Source organism: Thalassotalea ponticola (assembly GCF_041379045.1).
Lineage (GTDB): Bacteria > Pseudomonadota > Gammaproteobacteria > Enterobacterales > Alteromonadaceae > Thalassotalea_A > Thalassotalea_A ponticola.
Genome location: NZ_CP166871.1, coordinates 1,649,564 through 1,669,920 on the forward strand (window position 1 = coordinate 1,649,564; position 20,357 = coordinate 1,669,920).

The following is a 20,357-nucleotide window of genomic DNA, read 5'->3' on the forward strand; positions in this document are numbered from 1 at the left end:
CGTAATGTCGAATTAGACGCAGTGCACTATACACGATGAATACGGTCAATACGCTTTGCGCTAAATCTTTGACCGTAGAACATACTCATCCGTGCAAAATCAATAGTACAAAAAAGTACGACCGCGCTATGATGACTGAGACATATAAAAGAGGGCGTATGAGTAAAGGTAAAGCAACCCGAGACAATATTTTAAATCGCGCATTTGAACTCGCTAGTGAAAATGGCTTGGAAAGCCTGACGATTGGCGAGTTGGCGAAGCAATGTAATATGTCGAAAAGTGGCTTATTTGCCCACTTTAATTCAAAAGATAACTTGCAGCTGGCGGTACTCGAATACGCAAATGATGTGTTTATTGCTCGAGTCATAGAGCCTGTTCGACAATTGCGGCTAGCAAACATTGAATCCAAACTTAATGCACTATTAAAGAATTGGTTAAGTTGGAATCACGCATTTCAAGGCAGCTGTATGTTTATTGATGCATGGCGAGAAAACAGCTTAGAACAAAGTAATACGCAAAATGCATTAAAGAACACGGTAGAGTCTTGGTTGGAATATTTACATATTCAGATCAGCACGGCAGTTAGTCGTGGTGAATTTAACCGTGAACTCAATGCCAAGCAGGCGGTGTTTGAATTATATGGTTTGTATTTGAGTGCCCATTTGTACTATTCAATCCACGGGCAACAGATCAGTAATGAGATGTTTTGGCAGGGCGTAGAACGGCTGTTCAAAAGCTGGAAATAGATAAAAAATGCGAACTGAGTTGAGCTCAGTTTTTTTTACAATAAAAATAGTACGATCGTTCGTATTAACAGGTCGGCTAAGGTACTACAATGAGTGATAAGATTTATTTTAACACCGCAAACAAGTTTAGTTTTAAAAAGAGCATGGTGAATATAACCACGCGTATTCATCATCGAGTGGCGCCTGCACATGCGGAAAAAACAGCGCGCAAATTGCTGTTAACCCCAGTGCGATTAAGGCCACAGAACCCTGAACCCGAAGGGCTGGTTAAAGGCACGGTTATGAGTAATGAGGGGAAATTAAAAACCTATCAACTAGGATCTGGTCCTGTCTGGGTACTGAGTCATGGCTGGTCTGGTAGCGCCAATCAATTTTATCCTTTAATGCAACATATAGCCGAACAAGGCTATACCGCGGTTGCTTATGACCATCCTGGTCACGGTCACAGCGAAGGCGATGTTGGTCACATACCTGCCTTTGTCCACGGGTTAGAAACCATATTAGACTCGGTCGGTGATGTTGCTGGCGTAGTAGGGCACAGTATGGGTACAGCGACGATACTTGAGTGTCAGTACGTAAAACTTAAAGGTAAGCCGCTTATGTTGATCGCCCCGGTATTGGACTATTTAGATAATTTGCTCGATACAATCAAGCGCTCAGGGTATTCGATACGCTTATTTAATGCCGTGGTTGCTAAAGTTGAGCAACAATACAACTACCCGTTGAACTCTATCGATCCATTTAGCAAATTAAAGTTACGCGATAACAAAACGATCATAGTCCACGACCCAGCCGACCGATTTGCTAACTACAACGAATCTCAACGAGCAGACAAAGAAATCGCCAATGTCCAGCTCGTTACAGCCCATAACCAAGGGCACGGGCGCATTATGAAAAGCCAACAGGTGATGAGTGCATTTGATCAACTTTGCTAATCAATGCACATTATGCGCAGCAAGGTGGTTGAGATATAACACGGTGCCAGCGCAGTTACTTAAGTCAAAACACATTGATACGGGGCGACCCTATTGTATTTGCTACTGGCGACAAAGAGCAATTAAGCTAGCAAATACTTCAAACCGTTTTAAAGAGGTTTTTTATTTCGCATCAATGATACTTGCCAACCCCCTTGATGCTAATTTATTCACATCTTGTCGCTAATGTGAACGAACATATTGGTTATAAGCAAAAGTTGCGTATTTTTTCATATCTTGCTTTACAACGTCGTCATTCGACTTTATTATGCGCGCCGTCTTATATGGTGAGATGGCTGAGTGGTCGAAAGCACCGGTCTTGAAAACCGGCATACGTTTGTAGCGTATCTAGGGTTCAAATCCCTATCTCACCGCCATATTTTAAGCCCAGCATATTGCTGGGCTTTTCTATTTACGAGATAAAATATGTCGACAAAAATAATTAAAAACGCGCTCATCGATCGCACCTACCACGGCATTCGCCTAACGTTATTCAGTTTACTGGCATTAATGTCATTTCAATCTCATGCTGTATTACAGGTTTGGCACTACGACGAAGAAGCGGGAGATTATGTTGCTTTTACGCTACCGATTATGGCAATGGCCGTATCTGTGAGTAAAGAAGATTGGAATGGCTCGTGAGCATTAATGCAAAGCCTAGTCGTGTCACAAGTCGCCGCAGGAGTAATTAAAGATCACGTTCCCCGTACGCGTCCAAATGGTAACTGTTGTGCGAGCCAAGCGAGTGGTCATGTGGCAAGCAGTTTTGCAAGTGCCGCCTACATGCATGAGCGCTACGGATTATGGCACGGCGTATTTGGCTACACCGCAGCTACTTTCGTAGGCTTTACCCGTGTAAATGCCGACAAGCACTATGTTGATGATGTATTGCTCAGTGCCTTGTTTGGCGCAGTAACAGGGTATTGGTTTACAAATGACAGGGCGCCCAATGAAATCACCATCCTACCGACATTCAACCAAGATAGCACGGGCGTTGAACTCACATTTCGTTTTTAAAAGGTGAATGAACGATTGTCACGTGGTGTAAATCGATTTGCACAGGGAATTTTATAACGGCGTGTGCAGGTTTACTGAAAATAGTGCCAGGCGCGAGCGTTCTACTAACAACACAGATAAATGTGATTAAACGTGAAATAGTCAGGCATTTGGGCAGATAATAAACAAACAAACCTGTAATGCCATTTTTTTGTTATATTTTTAAGATAAAGACTTTACATTCATCAAGGCAACTATTAGTATTCGCACCACTTCAGGTGAGATGGCTGAGTGGTCGAAAGCACCGGTCTTGAAAACCGGCAGGCGTTTGTAGCGCCTCTAGGGTTCAAATCCCTATCTCACCGCCATATTATAGAAAGCCCAGCAGATGCTGGGCTTTTTGCTTTTCTGCCAAACGATCTTAAACAACTCTCGTTAAACTCCTCCAACGAGATAACCATCAGTCTAATCGTGTCGCTATTTTCGTGTCATTGCACAATTGCAATAGGATTATGTTTTTCATCTCATAAACAGTTTTGTAAAGGTATGTGTCTATACAGGCACTTAACATGAAATTAATGGTCAAAAGGTTTAAGCTTTAACTAAGGCAAACTGCCTATTTCAACTGAGCGGGAGGTACAATGCGCGAACGTATGGTTTATATTGCCGCTGTTGTGTTGTTTACCCTTACCTTGACAGGGTGCTCAACCACCAAGCAAACACTGAGTCAGGCCGACATCAATAACTTGCTTGTTGATCACGCGTTTGAAGGGTACAACACCGTTTTTGTCGAAAGCGAAAACGACATATACAGCCTTGATCAAGCTATGATCGACTTTGTTCATGGCTCGATCATGATGGAAGAAGATGCCTTTGCACGCTCTCAAATGCTGTTAAAAAAGTTATTTTACAGCTCTCCCACTGAACTTCGCTATTTAAATGGTGCAAACTTAACTGCCCGTCAGGCATTTCATCAAAATACCGCAAACTGTCTTTCGTTAACCATCCTAGCCTATGCGTTGGCAAAAGAAGCGCAATTGGATATTCAATTTCAAGAAATAGACATTCCAGAATACTGGGTGCGCAGTGGTGACTATAACTTACTGACTGGACACGTTAATCTTAAAGTTATTGGCGATAGCCATAATAATTATCGGGTGGTTTGGGGAGGCAAAACAACGACCATTGATTTTGACCCATATGTGGTGAAACAGCACTTTGCCAAAAACGTCATTAGTCGCAAGCGTGTGACGGCAATGTTTTACAATAACAAGGGAGCACAATATTTAGTGCAAGGCGATCACAAAAGCGCTTATGCGTATTTTAAAGCAGCGATAACTCACGATCCGTCGTTTTCGGCCGTGTGGGGTAATATTGGCTTATTGTATAAACAGGTCGGTTTAACAGACAGAGCTGAGCAAGCGTATTTAGCGGCCGTCGTGTTGGATGATGCCAATCTAAACGCGTGGACCAATTTAGCCATATTACTGAGCCAAGAAGGGCGGGTAACCGAAGCGGCAGACATTCATCGATTTATCGATAAAAGTAGACAAAGTAATCCTTACTATTTTGCCTTACTTGGCGATGAAGCCTACCACCAGGGCGACTATGAACAATCGATTTACTACTACAAAAAAGCCGATAATATGCTTGAACAACAACACGAGTTCTATTTTGGTTTGTCTCGCTCCTATTATCAGCTAGGAGATATGACCCGCGCAGAGCGTTATCTTGCTAAGGCAAAACAAGCAGCTAACTTTGACGATATAAAGCGGCGCTATCAAAGTAAGCTTAATTTACTCACTCGATTGCCATAATGAAATGGATTACTCTCGTTAGCGCAATATTGATTTGGCTAAGTTGCGCACAGGCCTATGCCTATGGTGATCAATTACAGCAGCATTTACACGCCTTGTCGTCACCGGCTTTTGACGGTAGAAAAACCGGTAGCGAAGGGCACGACAAAGCACGGCAATATCTGCACAAACAACTCGAACAACACTATGTTGTCACTACGCAAATATTTTCTTTCAAGCAAGGTTTTAACCAATACCAAGGCCAAAACCTTTATGCTGAAAAGCGCGGTTTTAGATATCCAGAACAGTATATAGTTATTTCTGCCCACTACGACCATTTGGGCAGTACAGGACGTAAAGTGTTTTACGGGGCTGACGACAACGCCTCAGGCGTTGCCACATTACTCGAGTTGGCCCGTTATTTTCGCCATTACAACAATCAGTATTCTCTATTGTTCTTAATGACCGATGGCGAAGAAATGGGACTGCATGGAGCTCGTGCATTTATGAGCGATAAACATATCGCCAATTTAGACATTGTACTTAATATTAACCTTGATATGCTCGGTTATGGGGCTAACGAAAAATCTCTAATTTTGGCAGGAACACGCCACTTTCCTAATTTATTACCATTAGTGACGCATAGCAATACACTGGTCAGTGTGCCGTTTTTAGTAAAGGAAACGATTCGCGATGAATCACTTAGCTCGACACGGCAGCGAATCGACTTGTTAAAGGCCAGTGATCATTATGTGTTTTATCAAAACCATATCGATTTCTTGTTAATCACCGGTGAAAACCACCACAGGTATCACACAGAAAAGGATACCGCCGAAGCTATAGACCCAACGTTTTTTCGCAATGCCTATCAAAGTGTAAAGCGCTTAGTGCAAATTATTGATATGTTTTTAATTGTTATCTAAGCATAAAAAACTAAAAACAATGGGTTATAATCAAGCCATTGTAATCATTTTTATTATGTCGGGTTTTACTATGTCTAAACGCTTTATTACCGCTCAGGAATTACTTGAAGACTCATTTCGAGTTGCGCATCAGGTGTACAAGGATGGTTTTAGACCAAATTTCATTATTGGTATTTGGCGTGGCGGTGCACCAATAGGTATCGCGGTACAGGAATATTTTGACTTTAGAAAAGTTGAAACGGATCACATTGCCGTGCGCACCTCGTCGTACTACGGCATTAACCAGCAGTCGAAAGAGATTAAAGTACACGGTTTGCACTACCTTGTCGAAAATGCCAATGCTGAAGATAGTTTACTAATTGTTGATGATGTGTTTGATACCGGTAGAAGCGTGGTAGCATTGATTGATCAAATAAGGGCATTAATGCGTTTGAACACGCCAAAAGATATTCGCGTAGCGACCCCTTGGTACAAGCCACAAAACTCGAAAGTCGATTTGGTCCCTGATTATTACGTTCGAAAATCTGACGAATGGTTAGTGTTTCCACACGAGTTATCTGGTTTGAGCCGCGAAGAAATCGGCGAAGGCAAATCGGATGTCAGTAATATAATTGATTTACTGTTTGAGGACTGTTAAAGCAACAGTCACACCAGTATTGGCTATAAGCCAGGTATATGACAATAGTCGAACGTTGCCCCGAACTATCTAGCGTTTGTGTATAAAAAGGCGATAAATAGCATCAGTAATCCCGTACATGTTGCGTAAAAAGCACTGTATGGGATTTTTTATGTCGCAAATAAAGTCATTGTCCAGCCGTTGCCCACATTGAGGCGTATGGTATTCACAAAGCAGCCTGCATTAATTTCTATCATTAGCAAAATATGTAAAAAATATGAATCGTTTACCGTTAGAAGCGTCAGGCTCTTTACAAGCTATGCTTAAGTGATTGTTCGGGGCAAAGTCATTTTACCTAGTCTGGCAATATTGGGTTCCTCTTTAGGGCTTTTATTTATCGCGCAATGTGATGCAACCCTTAAATACCGCATTCCCTATGTGACTTGTCGTTTTATTAACCTTCGTTGTAGGTGGCGCTATGCATGATTTAGCGGTAACACTTATAAAGTGACAGGTGATTTTCTGCTTCGCGCCTTGGTTTGCTTTAATAGTGATTGTTGCAATAGTTTCAAAGAGCTATGGTATTTTTTAGCAAAGTAATTCTCGGTGCGTACGCATGTGATCAAATTTGTTTTTTCTTGCATTTAGCGTTTTGCTAACGTTATTATTTCAACGCCTGTACGTCTAACAATCTGTCTCGCGGCACGGTTTGTTAGGTTCGGTTTTAGTCTGCTATACAGGATATTAAAAACTGAATTAGCCCGTTATACGGCGTTATCCATAACGGTCATCAAACACTCTCTTTTAAGTCAAGGAAGGTATGAAATATCAATGTTGTCTTTGTGATTTTATTTTTGAAGGCAGTCAAATCAAGGATAATTACAAAAATGGGGTGAAAGTTGGTTTTTTGTGCCCTAACTGTAAGGGGAATATCAAGGATGACTTAGGAGGTCAGACTAAATTTGATAAAAAAGCCAAGGGTACATTTCGACTTTACGCTTTTATCATATTGGTGATCTTTTTTGATGCTGAAGTTGAACAGTATATTAGTAATCCACTCGGTATTAACAAATGGGTATTTGTTGGCTTGTTAGTAATGTTTGCAGTTTCAATATACGCCATTAGCAACAAAAAGCTGCTCAAAGATGTTAACACTTATACAACCAAACGAGTCAGGCATAACCGAGACTCAATGTAGGGTGTGTGGGTTTGCTCTAGTTGGCCCGCTGCGCAATACTCTACTATATAAAAATCGCCTTAGTGTAAGGCTGTGTTTCATAGGAATGCATAAATGGGTGAAATCGCTAACCTAAAGGGTCTTGGGCCAAAATCAGAGAAATGCCTAAATGACATTGGAATCAAAACACGATCTGATTTAGAGAGTATCGGTCCAGTTAAGGCGTTTGTAAAATTGCGAAATGAATGTTATGTGAAGCCAAGCCTCAACTTTCTTTATGCGATGGTTGGTGCCATAGAAGGTAAACATTGGACTAAGATCGCGCAATCTGAAAAAGGCCGTTTGTTATTAGAGTTAGATGGATACCAAGAGTTAGAAAAGCTATTAAAGGCTGAGTTAATCGACAGTAAAACATAATTCGTTTGAAGCCGTCTAAAGCACAGTGCATTTTAAATGACCTACAATGCTCACATTATACCTATTTGTAAAAATTGGTATTTAACTTGCGCCAACAAATTCCACGCTTTCGTTTCATCTGTATGGCATTAAAGTCACCTTAGCTAATGCTTCTATTTGGGGGCATTTAGCACAGAGCATGGCAATACGATTTACTTGTAACACGAGCAGGTCAACCGTACCTATAGTTACCAATTTCATTTCACTAATGCATCTAAGTTTAAAAGTTCGTGCGGCTACGTCACCGACAATGAAATCTATAAGCGGAGTGTTATTAAACATAAGGCTTTGTTTCGCGAGGTTTGTAGAACACGCTTGAACAACGGTGTTTTTTGGCCTTCGCTCTAGTGAGAAAGCCTTATCTTTAATCGCTTGATTGATTAAAGAATACGACAGTTTTGAATCAAATAGTCGAATTAACGGACCAATGTTATTGAGGCAGTTTTTTTATTTCCATTTTAGTGTTGCTTCGCAGTATAACCATCTGTAAATTAAATAATATATTTTGTAGGTTAGTACTGCAGAATAAATAAGTTAGAAGCCGAATTAAATAAAGTTGGTTCGGTTTGCGGCGCGCGTAGCACGTTGTTATTAGGCCCTAGGGGCGCCAGTTTTTTTAAATATAGATGTTAAGGGAATAACTTTGAAAAAGATTTATACTGCCATTTCGTTGCTTTTATTTTCCTCTGCAGCTTACTGTGAATATGATAGTTACTACGTCGAACCGAGTTTCTCATTTGCTCATGGTGAAACGCTTAAAGTAAAGGCGCGAGATGAAAACAAAGGTTGGGCACTCATATACTCAAAATACACGAACGATGAGTTTTTGGGGGCTGGGCAATATGATAGGGAATCATTCGAATCCCTTGATGCTAAATTCAATGTTTATGGTGTTTCTTGGGTTGGTTCTGCTCCATATAGTTTTGGCTATGCTGATGCCGGCATTGGTGTGGGGTACGCAACTGGTACTTGGGTAGACAACTGTGAAAAGTATGAACAGGGTCTGTGGGGGTATTCAGAGCTTTGTGATTTGAACGACGACTCAGGTATTGGAATTCCTCTTCATGCATCTCTTTCCTTTGGAAAATATATCGGTCTTGGTGTGAATATTGACGTGTTTTTATCTTTCGATTTTAAACCTATTGCGCAAGTTGGTTTTGTAATTCCGTTAGGGGGATTTACTCGGTAACCAATGTGTTGCAAATTTATTGGATTAGTGAAGTATAGTAAAGTATTCAAAAGAGGTAAGGTTTGTGAAATTTCTTGATAAAGCGAAAGAAATTACGGATAAAGTTGCTGAATCAGTAACGTCTTTTAGCAGTGATGAAGTCATTGCCGATACCGTAATTAAAGCAGTAAAAAAGCAAGAACGGGTAAATGCTATTTTAAAAGAAAAAGGCTGCAACTATCTTGTCGCGGACATTGAGCTTGGTATGGGGGTTCCGCCAACCGTTACTTTTGGTGTTCGTCGAGTAGATGAACTAAGCGATGCGACAAAAGAGAACTTAGAAACAAGAGATCTATCTGTTCGCGAATAACACATTGCGTAAACGGACAAAGTGCAACTGGCTTTTGTTCGTTCCTCGCCAAGTATAGCCAGTCGCTATTTTACGCGTATTAGGCGCTAGGTTTTAAAAAGATTCTATCCCATTATACTGCTGTTTGGTTATAGCGCTTGGTGCATCTGGACGTATTTGCAAATACATCAAAGGCAACAAGCTTTTACCTAAAGCGTGGCTTGAAAACTCAAATGGTGCCTCTGGTTAAATCCATAGAATGAATGACCCATACTCAGTGACTAAACCGTCCTCATATTACTTGGCTGAATCAGTGTGGCCGAGTCTGTGCACGTAAAATATGGCGGTATTCGCTCCTCCTCTTAAATGGAATAGCTTTAATGAAAAATCTACAAAAAGTTGCCGGCGTCTCAGCTATTTTTTTAGCCGGTATTTATATTATTGCGTTTGTCTATTTTGGCTTGTTTTGGGCGTATCCCACCGAGGGTAGTGTATCGGAGAAAATGACATACCTGGCGGAAAATCAGGTTGTGTTTTCAATGGTATATTTTCTGATGTATGTGGTGTTCGGAATTCTTCTAACCGTTCTCGTGGTGGGTTTATACGAAAGGCTAAAGTCAGCAAATAATCTCATGGCGAACTTAGGATCTGTGTTTGGCGTTGTTTGGGTAGTTCTCGTCATTACAAGTGGTATGCTGGCAAACATCGGTCTTTCACATGCGGTTAAGTTGATGGATATATCAATTGAGAAAGCTTTTGATATGTGGCGAATAATTTCAGTGCTAATTGAAAGCCTCGGCGGGGGAAACGAGCTGGTTGGTGGGCTGTGGGTATTGCTGATCAGTGGCGCGGCTTTAACTGCGAACGTATTCGGGCGTGGACTGAATTACCTTGGGCTAACGGTTGGCATCTCTGGTATTGCAACAGTATATCCAGATGAAACCCTCACCGAAGTGTTTGGTATCACGCAGCTAATTTGGTTTATCTGGCTTGGTATATCGATGTTAAGTCAAAGCAATGCATATACACCAACTAAGCCGAAGGTAAACCCATAGACCGGTTTAGGTGCCAGAACGTACCAGTGAATAGCGTTTTTGGCTTGCAGTTGTGTTTTATTGTTGAGCAAATGTTAATGCGGTTTAAGCCAGCGAGTTACAGCGCTCCGTGCACAGCATGTTAATTAATCATGACAAAACAATAACAATGAGAATTATTGTGTTTTATGATAGCGTTGTATCTTTAGTAGCTCTATTGATAAAAACACAATCATTGTTATGACCACACAGATCACTCAAACTCCACTCGATTTTCTGACCCAACGCCAATCAAATGGCTTTTTAGAGGCGCCCGCGCCCAGCGATAGCGAACTTACTAAGATGCTCGAAGCGGCAATAGCAACGCCAGATCATGGGCACCTCAAGCCGTATCGCTTTGATGTAATCCAAGGTAAAGGACTTGATACGCTTACTGATATTTTTGTTAAAGCGATGACCTTGATTAGCGACGATCCGATCAAACAGCAGAAAGCCAAAACCATGGCATATCGCGCGCCAATGATCATTGTTGTCTCGACCCAGTATCAACAGCATCCGAAAGTACCCAAGCACGAACAAATGATCACCGCGGGGTGTGCCACATACGCGCTGCAAATGGCAGCGGTTGCGCAAGGTTATAATGCGCTGTGGCGCACCGGAGCATTAGCTGAACACCCTTTGGTTAAACAGCAATTACATATTGACGAGCAACAAGACATTGTCGGGTTTTTATATGTGGGTAGTGAAAGCAAGGCGCTTGCAGCAAAACCGAGAAGACTGCAGTCCGTCGATGTTAGACACTGGCGCTAATTTACACGTTGGCTAAGGCGCTTTATCTGATAATTAACGAGCTGTTCAAGTAAGAAAAAAGGACCAACGTCAATTGGTCCTTTTTTTGATTGTGTCACGTTGTGTCGTTGTTATTCGTAGCGCAACGCTTTTATTGGGTTAGAGCGCGCGACTTTGATTGAGTTACCCGCAACTGTCACCCATGCAATGAGCAGTGCAAATACACCTGATGCTGCACACAGTAAAATTATCAAACTGGTATCAATGCGATAAACAAACGCTTGTAACCAATCAAACATTAGGTAGCACGCTATCGGCCACGCCACTAAACAGGCGATAAATACCGGCTTACTAAACTGCAACACTAACATGCGAACAATATCAAACACACTGGCACCCATTACTTTTCGAATACCGATTTCTTTGGTTTTGCGATGAGCGGTGAAGCTAGCAAGTCCGAACAGACCTAAGCAAGCAATGAAAATCGCAAGACCGGAGAAGGTGGCAAACAACTGTGCTTCGCCTTGTTCTTGTTGATAAAATTCGGCGATTTCAGCATCAACATACGAATAGGAAAACGGTACACTTGGCACATGTTGGGTCCACATTTTCTCAGCATCGGCTTTTATGGTTTCGGGTGAGCCATTAAAGCGAACCGAGATAATTGAACCAAAATCAGCGGATAACGGATACACTTCTGGACGAATGGTTGCACGCAAGCTGCTAAAGTGGATGTCTTCGACCACACCGATTACGGTTAATTCAACCGATAAGTCTTCACCCGGATCGCCTCGGTCTGTGATTAAAATTTTACCTAGGGCTTGTTCGGGCGTACCCAAACCTAAACGTTGCAACGCCGATTCGTTAATCACGATAGCGCCTTTTGCCGGTGCTCCTTCACGTATTTCTTCGTTTGATGGGGTGATATCTGCGCGATTTTTATCGTAAGTACGTCCAGCCACAACATTAATTTGATAGGTTTCAAAAAAGTTGTAGCCGACAGCGCGTTGACCGATAAGTAGGGCATCCTCTTCAGGTATTTCTGGTGTGCGCATCATCGTGTTGTTCTCGTTTGCGTTACCAGGGGTTTCGTTAGAGTAGGTCACCGAGGTAACCTGTGGGTGCTTTTCTAGTTCGTTCAACAATACATTGCGCTGTTCACTTGCTGCATCACGTCCTACGCGATAAATCACCATTAAGTTGTCTTTGTTGTAACCAGGGTCCATATTAAGAGCGTATTGCATTTGTGCATAGACCACCGCAGTCGAGACAAACAGGCCAATTGATATGGCAAATTGGACAACAACTAAACCGGCACGAAGCTTCAATGATGCTTTAGTATCGGCTGATTTGTTAGCCTTTAACACCGTAGCAGGTCGAAAATTAGATAAAACGAACGCAGGATACAAGCCACTTAATACCCCTACAGCCAGCGCAACAGCAACAAAAGTCGCGATATTTACCGGTGTGTAAGAAACGCTCAATGACCTATTCAGTACTTCGTTGTACAGTGGTAATGTAAGCTCTACTAAGGCAAACGCCAAGGTAAACGCGATAACGCTCAACAAAACCGATTCACCCAAAAACTGAACCACCAAGTTGCGACGGGAAGCCCCCATTACTTTGCGCAGAGACACCTCTTTAGCGCGACGGCTTGCTTGCGCGGTGGATAAGTTCATAAAGTTAATTGCCGCGATTAGTAGGATTAAAAATGACACCGCAGAGAATGTGATCACCATGGTTTGATTGCCCTGTGGGCGCATTTCACCAAAACCAGTGGCTTTCAAGTGCAAGTCTTGGATATTCATCGCACTCAACTTAATGAAGTCAGAGGCTTTTGCATCGTCGCCACCAATCGGCATTTGTGGAAAATTGTTGTTAGCAAATTGATCTAACTGGCTGCTAATAGTGGCGAGATCACTTGCTTGTTTGGTTTTAAAATACAGTTGTGAATTAACAGAAAACCAATGACCAAACATCCAGCGTTGTTCTTCCCAGTCTTTTTCATCGATAGCGACGATGATGGGTAAATCTAATTGGCTGTTATCAGGTAGATCTTCGATAACGGCTCCAACCTTATACTCGCGTTGAAAATGATTAAAATCCAAACTCAACACTTCATTGATGGCCGGCTTATCGCCAAAGAATTTTTTCGCAGCTGACTCCGACAAGACAATACTTTGATTGTCATTTAAACTGGCTTTTACATCGCCAGCTAGCACGGTTAAATCAAACATGTCAGCAAATTCGGGATCAACTAAGCGAACATCTTCAATCATCACCTTGTCTTTGTAGGTGATGGTTGGCCCCCAAGAGCCAATGCGAGTCGCGTATTCAATTTGCTCAAAGTCTTTCTTAAGTGCGTGGATCATCGGTCCTGGCGCCGATACGGCATCCATTGGATCTCTACCTGGTACATTGAAGGTAACGTGAGCGCGATGAATGGTATCTGCATTTTGCCAAAACTGATCGTATTTGGTTTCGTGCTGAACGTATAACATAATCATCACGCAAGCGGCTAAACCAATGGCTAGGCCGAAGATGTTGATGGCGGTAAACAGTTTGTTATTTGCCATATTACGCCAGGCGGTGGTGATATAATTTTTAACTAACATAACTTCAATCTCCGTTTGCTAAACAACCGCTTTCAATTCTTGCGGTTGAATTTGACCATCCAACAAGTTAACAATACGCGATGCATATTCGGCGTGTGATGGCGAGTGGGTCACCATAATAATAGTGGTGCCTTCCTTGTTGAGCTGTTGTAGCATTTCCATTACTTCGCGCCCGTGTTCGGTATCTAAGTTACCGGTTGGCTCATCGGCGAGAATAACGCTTTGCTTACCGACCACTGCTCGCGCAACCGCAACCCGTTGTTGTTGACCACCGGATAATTGGCTTGGCATGTGCTTTGCGCGATGATCAATACCGACTTTCTTTAACACCTCAGCTACGCGTTTTTTGCGCTCAGCCTTATTAATGTTGTGATAGAGCAGCGCCAGCTCGACGTTTTCTTCAACGTTTAACTCATCAATTAAGTTAAAGCTTTGAAAAATGAAACCAATATGTTGCTTGCGAATATTGGCCAACGAACTTTCTGAGTAATTTGCAATATCTTCATCTTTGAAGAAATAGTGTCCGTCTGATGGAGAATCTAACATGCCAATGGTGTTAAGTAGGGTCGATTTACCACAACCACTTGGTCCCATAATGGCCACAAATTCGCCGCTATTAATGGTCAGGTTAATGCTGTTTAACGCGGTTGTTTCTACTTCGTCCGTTTCAAAGCGTTTACTTAAATTTTGTAGTTTTAACATAGTGTTGCCCCAATTTAATGTTGTTATAAGAATAGTGAATGAATAAAGTTACGAGCCAAGGTCTAAACGACTCATGTCAATAAAGCTAGAGTAGGGTGAGGTGATAACTTGCTCGCCAACATCTAAGCCATCAAGAACTTCGATAAAGCGATTGTTTCGACGCCCTAAAGTCACATTGCGCTTGGTTGCAACCGAACCATCGGCGCTGACAACAAATACCCAATTACCACCGGTGTCTTGGTAAAACGCACCGTTGGGAATAAGCGCAACTTCACTTGGATCGCCTAAGGTTAATTTGGTTTGTAACGATTGACCGCGGCGTATACCTTGTGGCTGATGATCGTCAAAGGTTAAGTCAATGCGAAATTGACCGTTATTCACCTGAGGGTAAATTTTGCTGATCGTTAAGGTGAACTCAGCACCGTTGCGATGCAAAGTGGCGGGTTGTCCTAAATCAATGCGCTCTAAATAGAATTCGTCAACGCTCGCTTGTAATTTGAACGCTGATGGGTCGTCAATTTGACCAATTCGCTCACCGCGTTGAATAGATTGGCCAACCTCAATATCAAAGCCCGACAGTTTTCCGGCTACCGGTGCCTTCATATTTAAATTTTCCATATTTGCTCTGGCGAACACTAAGCTTTCCTCAAGGCGTTGATTGGTTTCTCGAAGGAAGGCTAACTGCTGCGCTTGCATTAAGTTATCGGTTTTTTGGCTCTCCAGCGTCACTTGGCGACGATTTTTGTAGTACTCCAATAAATCTTCGTTGTCACGTAATGCGTTGTCTGAAATGCTGCCTTTGGCAAAAATTACTCGTTCCCGCTCGACTAGGCGAGTTAAACGTTTGATTTGATAATCAATTTCAATAAGGTTGCGCTTGTGAGATAGTTTGTTTTGTTCAAGTGATAACTCAATACTACGCATATTATTCAATTGCTCAGTTACCGCAGCCTCATTGCGCATGACGTCGAGTTGTAATTGCGTATTAGACAATTTAACGATGGGTTGGCCTTTGCTAACAATCGCGCCGTCTTCAATAAGAACTTTTTCTACACGTCCGCCTTCTACCGCATCGAGGTAGACTGTTTTTAGCGGCGTAACTTTAGCCCTTACGGGAATGAAATCTTCAAAAGTGCCGTAAGAAACGCTCGAAATGGTGATGTTTTGCTGAGCAACTTGTAATGATTTACCCGTGGTTTGTGCTGAATAAAGGTTGGAAACTACGGCGATTGACCCGACGGCTAACAAGGCCAAACTGATTTTGCCCCAAGGTTTTGACTTCTTCGCTATTTTTCTGTCCATGTTGATATCTTCAATAGTTAAGGTGAAAGTATATTGTTACCTTTGTTACTATATTTATTGGTTAAATATACAAGGTTGTACTCTATAAAGCAGAATGCGTGCCAATGCTATTAAGTTATTGATAAATAGTGTTTTTAGTTGGTTTTTACTGAGTGTTTTGGAGAGGTGTGGTTTGTTGGCTTGGTAAAGAGTTAACACTTGTAACCAAAATGTTGTCAAATTGACTAACGTTGTAAAACGCTTTACGAGTTGTTGATGTTGTTGGTATTGATTTTGCTGGAGTTAACAGCGATTTAATTGAGTTGTAGCGAGAGAAAAGTATGCTTATGTCACCCCGACGAATAGCAACAATCAGAAAATGGCTTTTAAACGCATGTTATAACCAAGCTGGTAGGCCAGCGTTAATTTACAATTTTAACAACTCAGACATACTCATTTTGAATGACCAGCCATTGTACGTTCGGCCTTGTAAAACACTGACAAAATCGAAGAAAAAACATTCAGTACCGGCCAGCAGAACCGAGATAATTGATAATTGATGGCCGTTTATCGAAGTTTTACCCATTACACGTATCATGTTTTGATTTTGAAACAGCCATTACCGAAGGTACTAGACGCCAACAATCAGGTAACGATAAATAACGAGGTACGTAAACGAGCGACACACATCGGGTTGGAAAGTGTCAATTATATTTAGGACGGTGCAAAGCAAAAAAAGGGACCGCATGGATCCCTTTTACTAGATTCTGGTTCGCAATGTTTTACATCACGATCAGAACGATTAAAACTCAGCGTTGTTAGGTGTGCGCGGGAACGGAATAGTATCTCGCACATTAGAGATGCCGGTTGCATAAGCGACCAAACGTTCAAAACCTAAACCAAAACCTGCGTGAGGCACAGTGCCGTAACGTCGAAGATCGCGGTACCAACTGTAATCTTCTTTATCTAAGCCCATTTCCGCTAAACGGGCATCTAATACATCAAGGCGTTCTTCACGCTGAGAGCCACCGATGATTTCACCAATACCAGGTGCTAAAATGTCCATCGCCGCAACGGTTTTGCCATCGTCGTTAAGACGCATATAAAATGCTTTAATATCTTTCGGGTAGTTTTGCAATACCACTGGACCACCGACGTATTCTTCGGCAAGGTAACGCTCGTGTTCAGAGTTTAGGTCAACACCCCATTCAACGTTGTTTTCAAACTTCTTACCTGATTTAAGTAATATATCGATGGCGTCGGTGTAATCCATACGTACAAACTCAGAATTGATCACTGAGTTGAGTCGATCAATAACGGTTTTATCAACGCGTTGTTGGAAAAAAGCCATGTCGTCAGCGCGCTCTTCTAGTACGGCTTTGAACACGTAACGCAACATTTCCTCTGCTAACGTTGCGGCATCGCCAAGATCGGCAAAGGCAATTTCAGGCTCCACCATCCAAAACTCTGCGAGATGGCGAGAGGTGTTTGAGTTTTCCGCGCGGAATGTTGGACCAAACGTGTAGACCTTTGACAAGGCGCACGCATAAGTTTCAACATTTAATTGACCAGAAACCGTTAAAAATGTTTCTTTACCGAAAAAATCTTCTTTAAAGTCAATGGCACCCTTGTCATCGCGAGGTAGATTTTCTAGATCTAGGGTCGATACGCGGAACATTTCGCCGGCACCTTCAGTATCAGAGCCGGTGATAAGTGGTGTCGCAATCCAGTTGTAACCTTTTTCATGCATGAAACGGTGAATAGCTTGCGCTAAACAGTTACGCACTCGAGTAACGGCACCACCAATATTCGTGCGTGCACGTAGATGTGCGTGTTCGCGTAAGTACTCAATTGAGTGGCGTTTTGCAGCCATAGGGTAAGTATCAGGATCGTCAACTAAACCGAGCACTTCAACGTCAGTGGCTTGGATTTCAAACGATTGTCCCTTACCTTGAGATTCAACTAATGTACCGGTTACCTGTACAGATGAACCTGTTGTAAGCTTTAACACTTCATTTTGATAATTATCAAGGTCACTAGGTACTACGGCTTGAATAGGATCAAAGCACGAGCCGTCGTGAATGGCTAGAAAAGAAATACCGGCTTTTGAATCACGACGAGTACGGATCCAGCCTTGGACTGTAACGGTTTCACCAACTGGTGCTTTACCTGCTAATACATCAGTAATTGCAAAAACTGACATTATTGACCTCGTTTGATAATTTATACAATAAAGTTGATTTTAGTTAAGAGTGGGTAGTTTACCTATGGTAGCCACTAACTCAAGTAATTGTTGAACGATCAGCAATTTTTTTTAACAACTTGTATTAAAATTCGACGTTTGCATTGCTTTGCTAGAGCGAATCGGCTCCCTTTGCTTCGCCACTGCGATCCTGACACTCATCGCATTGTTAGAGATCGTGCCCAATTGGTGCTAGCCAAACGCGTCAGCACCGTGTGTGATACGTAATCTAGCTTTTCCTATCGTATCCCGCATTGCATTATTAACGCTTTGTTTTAAATGCGTCTTCAAGTTGCTTATCAAGTTGGCCGCTGTGTTTGATATCAAACGCCATGTAGCCCTTGGGATCAATACGCGTTCGCAGGGTGTATGTCAGGTTATCGTTAGGTGATTCTGCAAACTTGGCCACTAACATAACCATATCAATAACATTAATACTGGCTTCAACATCGACAGCCGTCTCGCCATAGGCGGTTAAGGTCGGGATATTGTTGGCAACACCAGACATTAGGTTGTGCTTTCCTACGTTAAAATCAAAAGCCATACCTTCAATGTCTAAATCGCGATCATTTGGGTTGGTCACCATCAGACGCAAGACAAAGCGGGGCGACATTGAGTTGCCTTTAACCGATTCAATACCAACTAAATTAACTTTTGGCTCTTCCAGTTTTATTACATTCGCACAGCCTGATAGGGCAGCGAGTAGGGTAAAGCCCACCAATAAATGAGATAGTGTGCGCATATCGTTTATCCTTTGTTTTATTTGTATTTAATCGCCAGTAACACCGATTGGGTTAATAACTTGTTGATCTAGAGCTCGTTATCACGTCATTGGATTAAACCTTTGGCTGCCAAACAAGCCGATTCTATCATTAAACACATAGTGTATTGTTTTCAACAACCAAATAAACCGCTAGCAAAGATAGTAAAGGTATAATTTAACGTCTTAACGTTTTCACATAAGGTGTACATGGTTGAAGTATAATCTATTTAAAGCCAGGTATTGGCGCTCCACGTGTGCCTTTCTACAGCAAGTTGTACTGACTCATGTAAAAAAACATATATTAAAACCTAGAAAAAATATTTGGGTGCCAAGATCATGCGTTACCATTCGCCTTTATCAAGGGTACTTTTGAACGATATACAGATAACAACGGTTGTATGCTATAAAATTACGTATAAACAATGTGTTATGCTAAGGTGTTAACTATTGTTAGCAAGCAGAAACTAGGCTGTTAACCGGTGTTAGACCAAAATTCGTTGGTAATATGGTGCGAGTACCGACGATAAAATGACGATTATTGGGGAGTGAGAATGAGTATGTATCTATTGGTCGTATTTGCTATTTTTGTCGGTTGTGGCCTAGCGGCACAAGCCGGTATTAATTCACAATTGCGCAGTGGTTTGAGTACACCAATACAAGCGGCATTTATATCATTTTTAATTGGTACCATCATTCTTGGAATTATAGCGTTTTCGCAAAAGCAGCCCTGGTTTTCCAAACACGCAATGACCGAAATTCCATGGTGGGCTTGGTTAGGGGGCTTTTTAGGTGCGTTTAACATAGCGATGTCTATATTTTTAGCGCCTAAGTTAGGAGCCTTAACGCTAGCTGTGGCGATCGTTTGTGGTCAAGTTATTGCCTCGTTGATGTTTGATCATCACGGATGGTTAGGCTATCCCACAATCACACTAACACCACAACGGCTATTTGGTGCACTGTGCATTGTTGTAGGCGTAATTTTTGTAAGCAAGTAGGTCAATTAAAAGCACCATTGTGTTTTGCAATCGACAAGTCACATATTGTGTTTATTATCCTTTACCCAGTCTTACTCAAGCTCGATCTACACAAGCGAGCACGGTATATGTCACAGTGCTCCTCACCAATTTATCCTGTTTAAGATGCTTTGCTTACTAATCGGTTTAATCCCATCTTGTCATGCGTTACTTAGTTAATTGGCCGTTTTTTTAATTCATTGATGGCTGCGGTAGCTAAAAAACCCGAACGCGTTTGATAGTTAGGGTTAGATGCAACCGTGTCATCTATTTTTTTAATTAATAAATCGGGTAGGGTAACGTTAATTTTATGACTTTTACCTAAGTACGGAGTCAAATCGATATCAACTACGGCCCAGACACCTCCGCGATACTCCATTTTACTGACATGTGATTCAAACGATGTGGCGCTGGGAATATCCTCGCCATACTCTACCAATAACGATAAGTGCGACTCGATAACCGCAAGTACTTTGTCGAGCGCTTGATCTATAGATGTCGCTCTGCACTCACATCCGGGCATATCAACAACAACAACTTTGTAGTCATTTTTCTCAGGATTAAACATTAAAACAATAGGGAAGCGCATAGGGTTTTATTCTCATTTAAAATACAAATTCACGATAACTCTAACAACCCCGATAGTAAAAATCAATACAACCCTGATAACTCCACGAGCAAGTTTGCATATAACTCTGATAACTCCTTAGTAGTACT

20 protein-coding genes and 2 tRNA genes are annotated in these 20,357 nt (G+C 41.9%); 16 read left to right on the forward strand and 6 right to left on the reverse strand.

Annotated features, from left to right (window positions below):
• The first annotated feature begins 158 nt into the window (after window positions 1-158).
• From ACAY30_RS07015 to ACAY30_RS07085, 15 genes are all read left to right on the forward strand, one after another.
• Window positions 159-746: a TetR/AcrR family transcriptional regulator gene (locus ACAY30_RS07015; RefSeq protein ID WP_290250326.1), complete on the forward strand. Its 588-nt coding sequence runs from the start codon at window positions 159-161 to the stop codon at window positions 744-746.
• Window positions 747-835: 89 nt separating this feature from the next.
• Window positions 836-1,681: an alpha/beta fold hydrolase gene (locus tag ACAY30_RS07020; protein ID WP_290250327.1), complete on the forward strand. Its 846-nt coding sequence runs from the start codon at window positions 836-838 to the stop codon at window positions 1,679-1,681.
• Window positions 1,682-2,006: 325 nt separating this feature from the next.
• A tRNA-Ser gene (locus ACAY30_RS07025) sits at window positions 2,007-2,097 on the forward strand.
• A gap of 49 nt (window positions 2,098-2,146) precedes the next feature.
• Window positions 2,147-2,362, forward strand: a complete 216-nt coding sequence (locus tag ACAY30_RS07030) for a hypothetical protein (RefSeq protein ID WP_290250328.1) — start codon at window positions 2,147-2,149, stop codon at window positions 2,360-2,362.
• A 6-nt stretch (window positions 2,363-2,368) separates the two neighbouring features.
• Window positions 2,369-2,737 carry a phosphatase PAP2 family protein gene (locus tag ACAY30_RS07035; RefSeq protein WP_290250329.1) on the forward strand — a complete coding sequence of 123 codons (369 nt, stop codon included), beginning with the start codon at window positions 2,369-2,371 and terminating at the stop codon, window positions 2,735-2,737.
• A 256-nt stretch (window positions 2,738-2,993) separates the two neighbouring features.
• Window positions 2,994-3,084, forward strand: a tRNA-Ser gene (locus ACAY30_RS07040).
• Between the two features lie 273 nt (window positions 3,085-3,357).
• Complete coding sequence (locus tag ACAY30_RS07045; RefSeq protein ID WP_290250330.1) at window positions 3,358-4,533, forward strand: tetratricopeptide repeat protein; 1,176 nt, start codon at window positions 3,358-3,360, stop codon at window positions 4,531-4,533.
• Window positions 4,533-5,435 (forward strand): M28 family peptidase, encoded by a 903-nt coding sequence (locus tag ACAY30_RS07050; RefSeq protein WP_290250331.1) that lies wholly within the window; start codon window positions 4,533-4,535, stop codon window positions 5,433-5,435. Before ACAY30_RS07045 ends, ACAY30_RS07050 begins: the two co-directional genes overlap by 1 nt.
• 70 nt (window positions 5,436-5,505) lie before the next feature.
• Entirely contained in the window at window positions 5,506-6,072 is a 567-nt protein-coding gene (locus ACAY30_RS07055) for a phosphoribosyltransferase (protein WP_290250332.1), read from the forward strand.
• A gap of 799 nt (window positions 6,073-6,871) precedes the next feature.
• Window positions 6,872-7,249, forward strand: coding sequence for a hypothetical protein (locus ACAY30_RS07060; RefSeq protein WP_290250333.1), 378 nt, complete (start codon window positions 6,872-6,874; stop codon window positions 7,247-7,249).
• Between the two features lie 93 nt (window positions 7,250-7,342).
• Window positions 7,343-7,645, forward strand: coding sequence for a TfoX/Sxy family DNA transformation protein (locus ACAY30_RS07065; protein WP_290250334.1), 303 nt, complete (start codon window positions 7,343-7,345; stop codon window positions 7,643-7,645).
• 682 nt (window positions 7,646-8,327) lie between these two features.
• A complete protein-coding gene (locus ACAY30_RS07070) occupies window positions 8,328-8,873 on the forward strand; it encodes a hypothetical protein (RefSeq protein WP_290250335.1) in 546 nt (181 codons plus the stop codon).
• Between the two features lie 64 nt (window positions 8,874-8,937).
• Window positions 8,938-9,222, forward strand: a complete 285-nt coding sequence (locus ACAY30_RS07075; RefSeq protein ID WP_290250336.1) for a hypothetical protein — start codon at window positions 8,938-8,940, stop codon at window positions 9,220-9,222.
• A gap of 359 nt (window positions 9,223-9,581) precedes the next feature.
• Window positions 9,582-10,256 carry a hypothetical protein gene (locus ACAY30_RS07080; RefSeq protein WP_290250337.1) on the forward strand — a complete coding sequence of 225 codons (675 nt, stop codon included), beginning with the start codon at window positions 9,582-9,584 and terminating at the stop codon, window positions 10,254-10,256.
• Window positions 10,257-10,475: 219 nt separating this feature from the next.
• On the forward strand, window positions 10,476-11,045 hold the full coding sequence (locus ACAY30_RS07085; protein ID WP_290250338.1) for a nitroreductase family protein: 570 nt from the start codon (window positions 10,476-10,478) through the stop codon (window positions 11,043-11,045).
• Window positions 11,046-11,155: 110 nt separating this feature from the next.
• Here ACAY30_RS07085 and ACAY30_RS07090 read toward each other — a convergent pair whose 3' ends face one another.
• The 5 genes from ACAY30_RS07090 to ACAY30_RS07110 form a co-directional block, all read right to left on the reverse strand.
• The gene (locus tag ACAY30_RS07090; RefSeq protein ID WP_290250339.1) at window positions 11,156-13,639 is read right to left on the reverse strand and encodes an ABC transporter permease; all 2,484 of its coding nucleotides are present in this window, start codon (window positions 13,637-13,639) and stop codon (window positions 11,156-11,158) included.
• 18 nt (window positions 13,640-13,657) lie between these two features.
• Window positions 13,658-14,341, reverse strand: a complete 684-nt coding sequence (locus ACAY30_RS07095) for an ABC transporter ATP-binding protein (RefSeq protein WP_290250340.1) — start codon at window positions 14,339-14,341, stop codon at window positions 13,658-13,660.
• Between the two features lie 48 nt (window positions 14,342-14,389).
• Window positions 14,390-15,643, reverse strand: coding sequence for an efflux RND transporter periplasmic adaptor subunit (locus tag ACAY30_RS07100; RefSeq protein ID WP_290250341.1), 1,254 nt, complete (start codon window positions 15,641-15,643; stop codon window positions 14,390-14,392).
• 781 nt (window positions 15,644-16,424) lie between these two features.
• The gene (asnS, locus tag ACAY30_RS07105; protein WP_290250342.1) at window positions 16,425-17,825 is read right to left on the reverse strand and encodes an asparagine--tRNA ligase; all 1,401 of its coding nucleotides are present in this window, start codon (window positions 17,823-17,825) and stop codon (window positions 16,425-16,427) included.
• A 301-nt stretch (window positions 17,826-18,126) separates the two neighbouring features.
• Entirely contained in the window at window positions 18,127-18,606 is a 480-nt protein-coding gene (locus ACAY30_RS07110; RefSeq protein WP_290250343.1) for an LEA type 2 family protein, read from the reverse strand.
• A gap of 572 nt (window positions 18,607-19,178) precedes the next feature.
• Between ACAY30_RS07110 and ACAY30_RS07115 the strand changes: the two genes are divergently transcribed.
• On the forward strand, window positions 19,179-19,622 hold the full coding sequence (locus ACAY30_RS07115) for a DMT family transporter (protein WP_290250344.1): 444 nt from the start codon (window positions 19,179-19,181) through the stop codon (window positions 19,620-19,622).
• Between the two features lie 190 nt (window positions 19,623-19,812).
• Here the strand turns inward: ACAY30_RS07115 and ACAY30_RS07120 are convergent, their stop codons facing one another.
• A complete protein-coding gene (locus ACAY30_RS07120; protein ID WP_290250345.1) occupies window positions 19,813-20,229 on the reverse strand; it encodes a type II toxin-antitoxin system HicB family antitoxin in 417 nt (138 codons plus the stop codon).
• Window positions 20,230-20,357: the final 128 nt, after the last annotated feature.